Source organism: uncultured Campylobacter sp., assembly GCF_937997535.1.
Taxonomy (GTDB): domain Bacteria; phylum Campylobacterota; class Campylobacteria; order Campylobacterales; family Campylobacteraceae; genus Campylobacter_B.
In genome coordinates this window covers 17,340-31,481 of the sequence record NZ_CALKTT010000042.1, presented here as the reverse complement: position 1 = coordinate 31,481, position 14,142 = coordinate 17,340, and the positions used below count along the sequence as shown (strand labels likewise).

The 14,142-nt window shown below is 37.3% G+C and carries 12 protein-coding genes and 1 pseudogene; all 13 read left to right on the top strand.

Annotation, left to right across the window (positions count from 1 at the left end; all coding sequences use genetic code 11):
• A pseudogene (locus Q0117_RS04110) lies at positions 1–885 on the top strand (hypothetical protein); the annotation flags it as partial.
• Positions 878–2,920, top strand: coding sequence for a glycosyltransferase family 39 protein (locus tag Q0117_RS04105; RefSeq protein WP_297922922.1), 2,043 nt, complete (start codon positions 878–880; stop codon positions 2,918–2,920). The pseudogene Q0117_RS04110 and the gene Q0117_RS04105, both read left to right, overlap by 8 nt.
• Positions 2,913–3,278, top strand: a complete 366-nt coding sequence (locus tag Q0117_RS04100) for a GtrA family protein (RefSeq protein ID WP_297922920.1) — start codon at positions 2,913–2,915, stop codon at positions 3,276–3,278. Before Q0117_RS04105 ends, Q0117_RS04100 begins: the two co-directional genes overlap by 8 nt.
• Before the next feature lies 1 nt (position 3,279).
• Positions 3,280–4,212: a glycosyltransferase family 2 protein gene (locus tag Q0117_RS04095; RefSeq protein ID WP_297922917.1), complete on the top strand. Its 933-nt coding sequence runs from the start codon at positions 3,280–3,282 to the stop codon at positions 4,210–4,212.
• A gap of 11 nt (positions 4,213–4,223) precedes the next feature.
• Positions 4,224–4,997, top strand: a complete 774-nt coding sequence (gene rfbF, locus Q0117_RS04090; protein WP_297922914.1) for a glucose-1-phosphate cytidylyltransferase — start codon at positions 4,224–4,226, stop codon at positions 4,995–4,997.
• 11 nt (positions 4,998–5,008) lie between these two features.
• Positions 5,009–6,082 (top strand): CDP-glucose 4,6-dehydratase, encoded by a 1,074-nt coding sequence (gene rfbG, locus Q0117_RS04085; RefSeq protein ID WP_297922929.1) that lies wholly within the window; start codon positions 5,009–5,011, stop codon positions 6,080–6,082.
• Positions 6,079–7,872 carry a thiamine pyrophosphate-binding protein gene (locus Q0117_RS04080; RefSeq protein ID WP_297922911.1) on the top strand — a complete coding sequence of 598 codons (1,794 nt, stop codon included), beginning with the start codon at positions 6,079–6,081 and terminating at the stop codon, positions 7,870–7,872. The genes rfbG and Q0117_RS04080 overlap by 4 nt, the downstream gene beginning before the upstream one ends.
• Position 7,873: 1 nt before the next feature.
• Positions 7,874–8,554 carry a hypothetical protein gene (locus Q0117_RS04075; RefSeq protein ID WP_297922908.1) on the top strand — a complete coding sequence of 227 codons (681 nt, stop codon included), beginning with the start codon at positions 7,874–7,876 and terminating at the stop codon, positions 8,552–8,554.
• Positions 8,551–9,339: an aldolase/citrate lyase family protein gene (locus Q0117_RS04070; RefSeq protein WP_297922905.1), complete on the top strand. Its 789-nt coding sequence runs from the start codon at positions 8,551–8,553 to the stop codon at positions 9,337–9,339. Before Q0117_RS04075 ends, Q0117_RS04070 begins: the two co-directional genes overlap by 4 nt.
• The gene (locus Q0117_RS04065) at positions 9,336–10,265 is read left to right on the top strand and encodes an NAD(P)-dependent oxidoreductase (RefSeq protein ID WP_297922901.1); all 930 of its coding nucleotides are present in this window, start codon (positions 9,336–9,338) and stop codon (positions 10,263–10,265) included. The genes Q0117_RS04070 and Q0117_RS04065 overlap by 4 nt, the downstream gene beginning before the upstream one ends.
• Positions 10,262–11,593 (top strand): lipopolysaccharide biosynthesis protein RfbH, encoded by a 1,332-nt coding sequence (gene rfbH / locus Q0117_RS04060; RefSeq protein ID WP_297922898.1) that lies wholly within the window; start codon positions 10,262–10,264, stop codon positions 11,591–11,593. Before Q0117_RS04065 ends, rfbH begins: the two co-directional genes overlap by 4 nt.
• A 138-nt stretch (positions 11,594–11,731) precedes the next feature.
• Entirely contained in the window at positions 11,732–12,868 is a 1,137-nt protein-coding gene (gene wecB, locus Q0117_RS04055) for a UDP-N-acetylglucosamine 2-epimerase (non-hydrolyzing) (RefSeq protein WP_297922895.1), read from the top strand.
• Positions 12,862–14,055: a UDP-N-acetyl-D-mannosamine dehydrogenase gene (gene wecC, locus Q0117_RS04050; RefSeq protein ID WP_297922926.1), complete on the top strand. Its 1,194-nt coding sequence runs from the start codon at positions 12,862–12,864 to the stop codon at positions 14,053–14,055. The genes wecB and wecC overlap by 7 nt, the downstream gene beginning before the upstream one ends.
• The last annotated feature ends 87 nt before the right edge of the window (positions 14,056–14,142 follow it).

Genomic DNA, 14,142 nt, shown 5'->3' with positions numbered 1-14,142 from the left:
ATGAGTAGATTAAGACAAATAAAATACATTACTATATATATACATTTAATAATAATATTTTTTATGTTTTTAGCAACTATAAGAATGCCGTATTATTGGAATTTCAATACTCAGGTAGATATCTTTAGCGCCAATTCTAAAAGTTCATACGCTCAGTTAGATGGTATTTATATGGATGAACGAATATCAGATATTTTTGATTATTTTGATAAGTATGTAGCTACTAAATCTAAAAACCAAAAAGATTTCTATTTTTTTAACTTTCCTATAATGTACTTATTGAATAATAAAATTCCACCATATTATTTAGTAACTCATTGGCTAGATGTGTCATCGTCCAAGGCTATATCTAGGGAATATGATGAATTTGTCAAATCTCCTGCACAAAATGTTGTTATGTATCAATATCAGACGTTTTTCTTTACTGTGCACCGGAATTTTCAAGTTAAAAGCTCTTTTAAACAGCTTGATTTCCATGAAACCATGAATCAATGGGTGCAGGAAGGGAAATATAAATTTATAAAGTCATTTGTAGTTCCATATGATAATGTGCCGGTCGAGGAAGAAAAAAACCATCTTCTTAAAAATATGTTGATTATTTTGCAAAATGAAAAATTTTTCGGTATGGATAGGTCACAATTTACGGAGTGGTTAAAGGAAAACGGTATAACATTAGTTACTATTAGACGTGATAAAAAAATAGCTACTGACCAAAATGGCACAAAGCAAGAAGACGACCGTTTGCAAAATGGTGATGTATTACAAATGGATGGTAGTATCGTTGATCTGTGCAGGGTATTTCCAACTCTAGGAGTAGCTCCGACTGAAGCAACCTTTTTCAACACAATTAACGTATATGAAAAGCAAGGAGATCGTAGTGAATAGCTCCGTTAGAGATAAATTTGTATTAATACTGTGCTTGAGCATAATATTAATACTACATCTCTTTATCTTTAACCATTACTTCTCACTCCAAGAAGGATGGTGGGAAACCTATGCTTATTTAGTAAATAGGGGAGAGGTGATAAATAAAGATTTTTATCTAGCATGGACTCCGTTATTTGTCTATATAAATGCCTTTTATCAAAAAATATTCGGGATAAATTTCTTTGCTTTTGCCTGCATCGGTGTAGTAGCTGCAATGATACAGGTAATCTTGCTTTATGCTGTTTTGAGGGAGTTTTTTTCAAAACCGGCTAGTGCTATAGGAGCCACTTTTGCTAGTTTTTTATGGTTTAGTATGGAGACATATATACCGAAGGATTATCATACCTACGTCTTCATCATAGAATTTTCTACCCTACTATTTCTAGTAAAATCCATAAAAAATGAGAATTCTAAACAAGGCGTTATATATCAAATACTTGGAATTTTATTTTTAGTCCTACTTTTTTTCATAAAGCAAAATGTGGGATTGGTTCTTTTTGCAAGTCTTTTTGTATCTTATGCTTTTATATCTAGTAGCGTAAAAGATTATTTTAAAAGAATAGGATTTTTACTATTCTTTACTGCTATATTCTTTGCATTCATAAATTTTATAATGCCTTTCGATCCTTCATCGATAACCGATAATGATTCAAAGGGAAGCTTATGGACTGTAGCGACTAGATTTATTTTTGAACCAGAGCTTAGTCGGATATTAACAATAAGCGTGTTGGAATTTTTTATAATACTAATTCTTACATATTTTGGAAAAAATATTGTATATCTATATGATGTATTGGTAGGACAAATTGCAGCAAGAACAACTATCTTATTTCGATTTACTATCGTAGCTATTGGACTGACTGCGCTTACTTATATTGTTTTATTTCATAATACTGTTATATTATATATTATTAAATATATCTCTTATATTAGCTTTTCCATAGCTATGATTTTGTATATCATGTTTGCTGCTATGTTCTATAAAAACAGTAGTATTTTTGGATCAAAAATTTACATTTTCATTACTTTTTGTGCTGCTGCTATAGTTTATAGTAATACTTTCACTACTATCGCCTTAAATATGAATAGCATTCTTTTGTGTGCAGGGTTGGCATTCAGCTTTTTATTAAATCAAAATTTGCGCAAAATAGCCAGGATTTTACTGATCTATTGGATGCTTGTAATGGTATCTTTCATAATATACGTAAAATTTTTAATACCATATAATTGGCTTGAAAATTATCAAGGTAGTGTATTCGAGGCTAAATCCGAGACCTCATATATTCCTTTAAAAAATATTTATATGAATCAGAAATTATCTTATATTTTTGACTATATTCATGATTATGTACCTAAAAATACAGTATCTGACAAAGATTTTTACTTTTTTAACTTACCGATAATGTATCTTTTAAATGATAAAATTCCACCATATCACTTAGTAACACAATGGTTTGATGTAACTCCAACAAAACTGATTAAACAAGAATATATTAATTTCACAAATAGACCAACCAAGAACATCGTTTTATATCAATATTATAAAAAAGCGTTTGATATAAATAAAAGACTTTTGAGAAAAGATGATTTTATTCAAGAGGATTTTTATAAAGTAATGAATAAATGGGTAAAAGAGGGTAGATATAAATTTATAAACTCCTTTGTTGTACCTAATAGCTTGATGTTTAATAATGCATCTAAAAATTTAAATATTCAAACAGATGTAATAATTCAAAATAGTAACTTTTTTGATCAAAGTTATGAAAGGTTCTATTTATGGCTACAGGATAGCGGCGTAAATCTCATACAAATCACTAGAGACGGAGTCGTTTTGCAAGATATTAATAATACAATTAGGAATTCGGATATAGTAACCTTGAATGGTAATGTGGCCAATATAATGGAAATTTTACCTCAACTTGGGGTTGAGCCGATTGATACGGCAAATTTTAATACTATAAATATTTATAGACGAAATGATAGCTATGATTAAACGACAAGCCGTCAAGTTTCTCCTCGTCGGTATCCTAAATACTGCCTTTGGATATAGCCTATTCGTCCTTTTTATCTATTTGGGTTTATATTATCCTCTTGCCGTATTGTTTTCTACGATATTAGGCGTATTATTTAACTTTAAAACCATAGGCAAGCTGGTATTCGGCAGTAGTGATAACGGTCTGATATTTAGATTTATACTAGTTTACATCATTACTTATTTTTTAAATATATTTTTTCTATGGCTTTTCAAGTGGCTTGGATTTGATAATATGTATATAAACGGTTTTGTGCTTTTGATCCCGCTAGCTGCGGTATCATTTTTATTAAATAAATTTTTCGTCTTTAGGAGATGATATGAAAAAGATCAGTATAGTTACTGCCTGCTTTAACGAGGAGGAGAATGTAGAGGAAGTCTATGCGCGCGTAAAAAAAGTTATGGAAGGATTTTCGAAGTATGCCTACGAGCATATATTTATTGATAATGCTTCGACCGATAGGACGGTTGAAATTTTAAAACGCCTAGCAAAGGATGATAAAAATTTAAAGATCATCGTAAATTCTAGAAATTTTGGCCACATCAAATCACCAACCTATGCGCTTTTGGGTGCAGACGGAGATGCTGTTATCTCTATCGTAGCCGATTTGCAAGATCCGCCCGAGATGATTGCGCAGTTTATAGAAAAATGGCAAGAGGGCAACGACTTGGTTTTGGCTATTAAGCGAGATAGCGAGGAGCGCGGCGTGATGTTTAAAATCAGAGAGTGTTATTACGAGCTCTTATCAAAACTATCTGAGATCGAAATTTTTAAGAATTTTACCGGCTTTGGACTTTTTGATAAAAAGGTCATCGCGGCTCTTAGACAGATGCATGATCCGTATCCGTTTTTTCGAGGAATGCTTGCGGAAGCCGGTTATAAGGTAGCTAAGATCCCTTACGATCAACCGGTAAGAATTAAAGGAGTTACCAAAAACAACTTCTACACGCTTTATGATATGGGGATACTCGGTATAATCTGCAATTCCAAAGTACCACTTCGGCTCGCAACCTTTATAGGTATGATAACGGGCATTTTAAGTATAATAGTAGGACTTGTGTATTTTATACTTAAGCTAATTTATTGGGACGAGATGAGCGTGGGCATCGCGCCTCTTATCATACTTTTTTCATTCGTTTCATCTGGAATTTTGTTTTTTATCGGTATAATAGGCGAATATATCGGGGCAATTTATACACAAGTGTTAAATCGCCCATTGGTATTTGAAAAAGAAAGAATAAATTTTGATTAAAGGGAGCTTTAATGAAAGTTTTAATACTAGCGGGAGGTTTCGGCACTAGGCTTGCCGAAGAGACGAGCATTAGGCCAAAGCCAATGGTAGAGATCGGCGAAAAACCGATTTTATGGCATATTATGAAAATTTATAGTTTGTATGGATTTAACGAATTTGTCATTCTACTTGGCTATAAAGGCTACTATATCAAAGAATATTTTGCCAATTATTTTTTGCATCAAAGCGATATGACTATAGATTTGAAAAATGGCAAAATGGAAGTTTTGAGCAATTTTAGCGAGCCTTGGAGCGTTACGCTGTTAAATACCGGGCTAAACACTATGACTGGCGGTCGTATTAAGCGGGCTCAGAGCATAGTGGGAGACGAACCATTTTTGCTTACTTATGGAGATGGTGTTAGTGATATAGATATCCACGAGCTTGTGAAATTTCATAAATCTCACGGCAAAGCGCTTACGATGACTTCCGTTCAACCGGAAGGTCGTTTTGGGGCACTAAATATAGATGACGAAAGTCGCGTGCATGAGTTTAAGGAAAAACCAAAAGGAGACGGCAATTGGATTAATGCCGGTTTCTTTGTATGCGAGCCCAAGGTTTTTGACTATATTACGAATGGAGATGCGACGATATTCGAGCAAGAGCCGCTTATGAATTTGGCCCACGACGGCGAAATTTTAGCGTATAAACACAGCGGCTTTTGGAAGCCGATGGATACGCTTAGAGATAAGCTCGAGTTAAACAAAATTTGGGATAGCGGCAACGCTCCGTGGAAAAAGTGGTAGCAATGCAAGATATGCAGGATCTATACTCCGGAATTTATAATGGCAAAACAGTTTTGCTTACCGGGCATACCGGTTTTAAGGGCTCATGGCTTAGTCTATGGCTGCAGCGCTTGGGCGCGAAAGTGATAGGGTATTCGCTTCCGGCGCCTACAGAGCCAAATCATATAGGACTTTTAAATTTAAATATCGTCCAGGTAATCGCCGACATACGAGATCTTGCTAAATTAAACGAAGTCTTTGCGGCTTATAAGCCCGACATTGTATTTCACTTTGCCGCTCAGGCGCTCGTACGCCCATCTTATGCCGATCCTATCACAACCTACGAAACCAATGTTATCGGCACATTAAAAGTCTTTGAAGCCTGCAGAAAAGCAGGCGTTCGCGCGATCGTAAATATCACAAGTGACAAGGCTTACGAAAATAAAGAGTGGGTTTGGGGATATCGCGAGAGCGATCCTATGGGCGGGTATGATCCATATAGCTCGTCGAAAGGCTGTGCGGATCTTCTGGCTAGTTCATATCGAAACTCCTTTTTTAATGAAAAAGATTACGGCACAAAGCACCAAACGCTGCTTGCTACGTGTCGCGCAGGTAATGTCATAGGCGGCGGAGACTGGGCGCAAGACAGATTGATTTGCGACGTGATGCGCGCGGCAGCTAAAAATGAAGCGGTAACGATCCGCAATCCGAATGCGACGCGTCCTTGGCAGCATGTGCTCGAGCCGCTTAGCGGATATTTGCTTGTGGGGCAAAAAATGCTTGAAGGACGAAAGGAATTCGGCAGTGCATGGAATTTTGGGCCTAGCGACGAAGGTGAGATTGGGGTGCTTGATGTGCTGAAAAGCGCTAAGCGGTATTGGGATAGGATAGAATTTCAAATCAATTCTAGCACAGATCAGCCGCATGAGGCAAATTTATTGAAGCTTGATTGCTCCAAAGCACGCGCACTGCTTGGCTGGAAGCCCGTTTGGGATAGCGAAACGGCATTTGAAAAAACGGTAAAATGGTATAAAAATTTCTACGAAAACGGCGCAATTGATACCGAGCAAAATTTAAACGACTACGTAAAAGATATGATGCGATGATAAAAGTTAGCGATTTTATAGCAAAATTTATAGCCGAACACGAAGATACTGCAAAGACCGTATTTATGGTCTCGGGTGGCGGCAATATGCACCTGATAGATTCGCTTGGCAAAAATGAAAATTTAGAGTATGTCTGTAACCATCACGAACAGGCTTGCGCGATAGCCGCAGAGGGATATGCGCGCGTCTCAAATAAGATCGGTATCGCGTATGTTACCACAGGCCCCGGCGGGACAAACGCGGTTACCGGCGTTTACGGTGCCTGGGTGGATTCGATCCCTACGATGATCATATCGGGACAAGTGAAATTTCAGACGACCATTGCTTCGCAACCCGAGTTAAATTTACGTCAGCTCGGCGATCAAGAGGTTAATATCGTTGACATCGTAAGGCCTATCACAAAATACGCCGTAATGATAACGGATAAAAATAGCATAAAATTTCATCTGCAAAAAGCTATTTATGAGGCTAAACACGGCAGGCCCGGACCCGTATGGTTGGATGTGCCGCTAGACATACAAGGCGCGATGGTGGACGAAGCGGATTTGGTAGAATTTGAAATCCCAGAAGAGCCGAAATTCGACACAAAAATCCCGCAGGTTCTAGATGCGTTAAAAGCTGCTAAACGCCCCGTTATCATTGTGGGTAACGGAGTGAGGTTAGCCAATGCAAAAGATGATTTTAGAGCCTTGATTGACGAGTTAAAAATCCCTGTTTTGACTGCTATTTCAGGAGTTGATTTAATAGAAACTTCAAATAAGTATTTTTTTGGTAGACCGGGAATTTTAGGTGAGAGGGCCGGGAATTTTGTAATTCAAAATAGCGATTTGGTAATAGTATTAGGTACAAGATTAAATCTTAGAATTTTGAGCTTTAATTGGGAATTTTTTGCGCGAGAAGCCAAAAAAATTATGATTGATATAGATGAAAACGAACTTAATAAAAAAACTTTTATTCCGGATATAAAAATTAAATCCGATGCAAAGGTTTTTATAAATGATCTTAGAGAAAAAGCTAGAGATTTAAATCTAGAAATTGGAGACTGGCTTAAATATTGTAATAGAATAAAAATGAAATATCCTGTTTTTGATAAGTCCGTATTGAAAGAGAAGAATTATGTCAGTTCATATTATTTTCCAAGATTACTTTCGGAGAAATTACCAAAAAATTCTCTCTTGCTTACCGGTAATGGCATAGCATATACATCAACATTTCAGAGCTATCCGGTACGAGCAGGTGATAGGCTTTTTGCAAATGTCGGATGTGCTTCTATGGGCTATGATTTGCCGGCACTAATTGGTGCATGCGTAGCAAATAATAAAAGACAAACTATATGCTTAACCGGTGATGGAAGCATTCAGATGAATATCCAGGAATTGCAAACTATTATTCATTATCGGCTTCCCGTTAAAATTTTTATGTATAACAACAATGGATACCTCTCTATACGCATAACTCAACATAATTATTTCAATAACAATTTTGTCGGTGAAAGTCCTATAAGTGGTGTAAGTATACCGGATATGAAGGCGCTCGCTAAAATTTATGGCTTTAAAGTATTTCAAATTAAAAATAACGATGATGCCAATGCAAAAATAGATGAAATTTTATCATGTGAGGGATCGGTGTTTTGCGAAGTGATGCTGCCGCCTAATGAAGCCATAGGGCCAAAAGTTGCATCTATGAAGCTTCGGGATGGGACTATGATATCAAAACCATTGGAAGATCTTGCTCCATTTTTACCTCGAGATGAATTTTATAAAAATATGATAGTAAAGCCTTTGGATTGATATGAGATTTTTATTTTTGGATTTTGACGGCGTCCTTTTTGATACTGTACGTGAAGCCTATGAGGTTTGTAGATCTACGCCAAGTTTTTTAAGGCAAAAATTTGATGAAAAGCAATATGCCGAATTTTTAAGATTTAGACCTCATGTGGGTCCGGCATGGAATTATTATTTCGTTATGACAGCTATAACTAATAACAATAAAGAGCTTTTAGCTTTTGATTATAACAATGAAGCAAAGAAATTTGAAAAAGACTTTTTTGAGACTCGTAAAAAGTTAAAAGCAAATAACTATGAAAATTGGTTGGCTTTGAATAGGCCATATCCGTTTTTATTGGAGCTATCAAATATGAAACTGAATCGGCAGACTTTTATTGTAACTACTAAAGATAGTAAAACTGTATTGGATTTAGCCAAAAGATTTAATATTCAATTTATAAATAACGATAATATATTGGGGGCAGATATATTTGCTAAATTTAATTCAAAAGCTAATATAATAAATTCAATTTTAAAAGATGGCGATAGCGGGATTTTTATAGATGATTCAGAAATGCATTTAAAAAAATGTGAGCACATAAAAGGACTTAAGTTATTACAGCCCGATTGGGGATATGTAGAGAGGAATAGTAAGTATATGGGCGATATTAAAATGATATTAAGCGTATTGGAGGAAGAGGTATGAATATAAATGAATTTGAGATGATAGACGTACTTAAAAGGCTTAAAAACGAATATGGCGTATTTGAGTTAAAGGCCGAGTTTGAAGCCGAGGGGAGTCGTATGGAGGAGATGATGCGTTTGCGAGATATTGCCAATCGAGCAGATTTGCCTATCATCTTAAAGATCGGTGGAGCTGAGGCGGTTACGGATATTTATAATGGTATCATTTTGGGCGTAGAGGGCCTTATTGCGCCTATGGTAGAAACCCCGTATGCTGTTTATAAATATCTAGGAGTTATAGAAAATTTGATAAATCCAGACAACCGAGATTATATAGATTTTGCTATAAATATCGAGACAAAAACTGCGGTAGAAAACATAGATGAAATTTTAAAATTAGAAAAAATTTCGCTACTAAGAAGCATTACATTCGGTAGAAGCGATTTTGCGCAGTCACGCGGTTTGGCTAAAAAAGATGTAGATAATGAGAAAATTTTAAATGCTGTTCAGCGAGTATCTCGCGCCGTAAAAGCGAAAGGTTTAAAATTTGCAATAGGCGGAAATATTACGGCTAAATCTATTGATTTTATCAAGACTCTAAAAGCAGAAAATTTAATAGACAAATATGAAACCCGCAAAGTAGTTTTTGCTATAGACTCTATTAATGCCAATCCGCGCGAAGGAATCAATACGGCACTAAAATTTGAACTGTTGTGGCTAAAGTCAAAAAGAAGATTTTATGCAAGGATAAAAGCTGAGGATGAACAGCGTATAGAAGACTTAGAAAAAAGGCTAAGTAGCAGATGAATCTATTCATCACGGGCGGTAGCGGTTTTATCGGGTCGCATCTAAAAAAGCGTCTTGCGCTAAATGGAAATTTTAACGTTTTCGCTCCAAAAAGTAGTGAGCTAAATTTGACTGACGAAAGCGCAGTTGACGATTTTGTTCGTGCGCATAAAATCGATGCTATCGTTCATCTAGCCAATCGTGGCGGCGGTCGTGATACGCTGGATATGACAAATGTGACCGAGTATAATTTGCGGATTTTTTTCAATATCGCCAAGCAAAAAAACAAGGTTGCAAGGATCATATCATTTGGAAGCGGTGCGGAATACGGCAAATACAAGCCGATAATAAATGCTCGCGAGGATGATTATAAAAAGGCGCTTCCGCTTGATGAATACGGTTTTTACAAAGCTATCACGTCGCATTACATTGAGGATTGCGCGGATAATATCATCCAGCTTCGTTTATTTGGAATTTACGGCGAGATGGAGAATTACCGCTATAAATTTATCACAAATGCCGTAGTAAAAAACTTACTGTACCTACCCATCACGATCAATCAAAACGTATTTTTTGATTACATGTATGTCGATGACCTGTTAAACGTAGTGGAATTTTATATAGAAAATGACGCGCGGCATAAAATTTACAACGCAAGCAGCGGGACAAAAATCGATCTACTCGGCTTGGCTGCGCTAGTAAATGAAGCGAGCGATTTTAAATCGGAGATAATCGTACTAAATAAAGGGCTAAATAACGAATATACTTCCGACAATAGCCTGCTAAAATCTGAGATGGGAGATATGTTTAAGCTTACGTCGCATTTGGAAGCGATCGGTAAAATTCATAAATATTTTAAGCAAAATTTTACTAGCTTAGACTTAGATACCATAAAAAAAGATCCATATTTGAGAAAAATCAATGAAATTTGGAAAGGCAAAAAATGACCCCGCAAGAATTAAAACAAGAAATTTTAGAAAAGACAAAAGAGTATTATAAACTGGTTCATGAGCCGGCGCAGAGAGCTAAATTTGAACCCGGCAAAAGCCGTGTGAATTACGCAGGTAGAGTCTTTGACGAGCACGAAATGGTAAATTTGGTAGATAGTTCGCTTGATTTCTGGCTCACATACGGCACATATTCTAAAAAATTTGAAAAGGAATTCGCCAAAATGCTTGGCGTAAAATGGGCGTTTTTGGTAAATAGCGGAAGCAGTGCAAATTTGCTTGCATTTTTTGCGCTCACTTCGCCGCTTCTAAAAGAGCGCCGCATAAAAAGGGGCGACGAAGTTATAACCGTAGCGGCGGGCTTTCCTACGACGGTTGCGCCTATCGTGCAATACGGTGCCATTCCTGTTTTTGTCGATATGGAGCTTGAGTATTTTAACATAGACCATACGAAGCTTGAGCTTGCGCTTAGCGAAAAAACAAAAGCTGTTATGGTAGCTCACACTTTAGGAAATCCTTTTAATATAAAAGCCGTGAAGGAATTTTGCGATAAGCACGATTTGTGGCTTATCGAGGATAACTGCGACGCACTGGGTTCCCTGTATGACGGTAAGCCGACCGGCACATGGGGAGATATAGGCACAAGCAGCTTCTATCCTCCTCACCATATGACCATGGGCGAGGGTGGCGCCACATACACAAACAATCCGCTGCTTAAAAAAATTATGCTAAGTATGCGTGATTGGGGGCGCGATTGCTGGTGTGAGAGCGGCGTAGATAATACCTGCGGGAGGCGCTTTTCGCAGAAATTTGGTGAGCTACCGCTTGGATACGATCATAAATACGTTTATTCGCACTTCGGATTTAATTTAAAAGCCTCCGATATGCAAGCTGCCGTGGGATGCGCTCAGATAGATAAATTTCCTAGTTTCGTGCAGCGTCGTAGGCAAAATTTTAAAAAGCTTTATGATGGCTTAAAAGATATAAAGGAGCTCGTTTTGGTTAAAGCTCAGCCGCATTCCGAGCCTAGCTGGTTCGGCTTTATGATGACGGTTGCAGACGGGGCAAAATTTAGTAGAAACGAACTGAGCGAGCATCTAGAGAAGGCGGGCGTGCAAACAAGAAATTTATTTGCGGGCAATATGATCAAGCATCCGTTATTTGCAGAGCTTAAACTCGGAGTAGATTATAAAATTTCAGGCGAGCTAAAAAATACCGATAAGATAATGAACGATAGTTTCTGGGTAGGCGTATATCCCGGTATGAGTGATGAGAAGATAGGGTATATTATAAAAACTGTTAGAGGATTTGTATCTACTAAAAGCTAAAATATAAATTAGATCTAAATTTTAAAGCTATATGCAATGTAAATGGTGTCATTTTATTTGGTTAAGCGCCGATATAGCAAAATTTAATTAAAATTACGGCGATAAATTTGGTTAAAAAACCGATATTTAGGGGAGTTTATGACGAAAAGAAAAATTTTAATAGTATTTGGAACGCGCCCAGAGGCCATTAAGATGGCTCTGTTGATAAAGGAATTTCAAAAGCGCGCGGAATTTGAAGTGAAGGTTTGCGTCACGGCGCAGCACAGACAGATGCTCGATCAGGTTTTGGAATTCTTTGAGATAAAGCCTGATTTTGATCTAAATTTAATGAAGCAAGGGCAGGATCTGTACGATATTACGTCTGGTGTTTTACTTGGTATGCGCGATGTATTTAGTGAATATACCCCGGACATCGTGTTTGTGCATGGAGATACGACTACTACTTATGCTGTTTCTTTGGCGGCGTATTATCAAAAAATAGATGTTGCTCACGTAGAAGCTGGACTTAGGACGCATAATATCTATTCGCCGTTTCCTGAAGAGATAAATAGGCAGATGACGGGGCTCATAGCTAAATATCACTTCGCGCCGACTACCGATGCGAGAGACAATCTCTTAAAAGAAGGCAAAGATTCAAGAAATATAGTTGTTAGTGGCAACACCGTTATAGATGCGCTTTTGTGGACGATAGACAAAATCGAAAACAACGAGCTGCTAAAAAATAAAATTTTATCCTTTATAAATACCAAATATAAGCTTAGTGATAGAAAATTTATTCTCGTTACAGGACACAGACGAGAGAATTTCGGAGAAGGCTTTGTTAATATTTGTGAGGCTTTACGTGAAATAGCGCTAAAAAATGAAAATATCGACATCGTTTACCCCGTGCATCTAAATCCAAATGTAAGAAAGCCTGTAGGAGAAATTTTATCGGGCATTTCGAATATATTTTTAATCGATCCGCTAGAGTATGATAGTTTCGTCTATCTTATGAGCAAGTCATATATGATAGTAACCGATAGTGGCGGCATCCAAGAGGAGGCGCCTAGCCTTCACAAGCCCGTTTTAGTTATCAGAGAAACTACCGAAAGACCTGAAGGGATAAGAGCAGGATGTGTGAAGCTTATCGGCACCAAGCGCGAAAATATAATAAAAGAGGTGCAAAAATTATTAAATTTAAAAGATGAATATGATAAAATGAGTAAAAGTGTAAGCCCATATGGTGACGGTAAAGCTTGTAAAAAAATACTGGAATTTTTAAAAGGAATATTGTGAAAAAAGTTTGCATCTTAGGTCTTGGATATATAGGGCTGCCGACAGCAGCACTTTTAGCGAGTAAGGGCTATAAAATCCACGGCGTTGATGTGGTACAGAGCGTCGTAGATACGATCAATGAGGGTAAAATTCATATCGTCGAGCCGGAACTTGACGTATTTGTTAAAAAAGCAGTGCAGAGTGGAAATTTAAAAGCAGACGTTAGGCCTGATTTCGCAGACGTTTTTATCATAGCTGTTCCGACGCCGTTTCGAGACGGATACGTGCCAAATATCGATTATGTCATAAGTGCGGCAAAATCGATAATACCATATGTAAAAGACGATAATATGGTCGTTTTAGAATCCACTTCGCCGGTAGGTACTACCGAAAAGATAGGTGAAATTTTAAAAAATGGCGGTGTTGATATTTCTAAAATTTATATCGCTCATTGCCCGGAGAGAGTTTTGCCAGGTAAAATTTTAAAAGAGCTTACGCAAAACGATAGGATCGTGGGCGGAACTACAAAGATTGCTACTAAAAAGATAGCGGAATTTTACGCAGAATTCGTAGAAGGCGAAGTTTTACAGACTGACTCGAAAACTGCAGAGATGTCAAAGCTTACAGAGAATTCTTTCCGCGACGTAAACATAGCCTTTGCAAACGAACTTAGCATTTTATGCGATAAATTCGGCATTAACGTCTGGGAGCTTATCTCGCTAGCAAACCGTCATCCGCGAGTTAATATTTTAAACCCGGGCTGCGGCGTAGGCGGGCACTGCATAGCGGTCGATCCGTGGTTTATCGTCCATGCGGGCGGCTACGAAGCAAGGTTGATCAAATCCGCAAGAGAGGTCAATGATCACAAAGCCGAGTGGTGTATTGAAAAAATCAAAAACGCCGCTTTGAAATTTGAGCTGCAAAACGGCAGAAAGCCCAAAGTCGCGTGTATGGGGCTTGCTTTTAAGCCAGACATCGACGATTTGCGGGAATCGCCTGCGCTAAATATAACCAAGTGCCTGATCGCAGACGGCGTCGATGTGGTTGCTGTGGAGCCCAATATCAAGGCTCACAAAGATTTTGAGATAGCGGATTATAAAAAGGCTATTGAAATTTCGGACATTATCGTATTTTTAGTCGGGCATAAGGAATTTAAAGGGCTAAAAATAGAAAAAGAAGTTTTGGATTTTTGCGGAATTTGTAAATGAGTTTTCAAAAAGTAATAGATAGAGATAACCATCTGAATTTTTTTAGATTACTTTTTGCTTTACAAGTGGTATATATGCACTCGACAG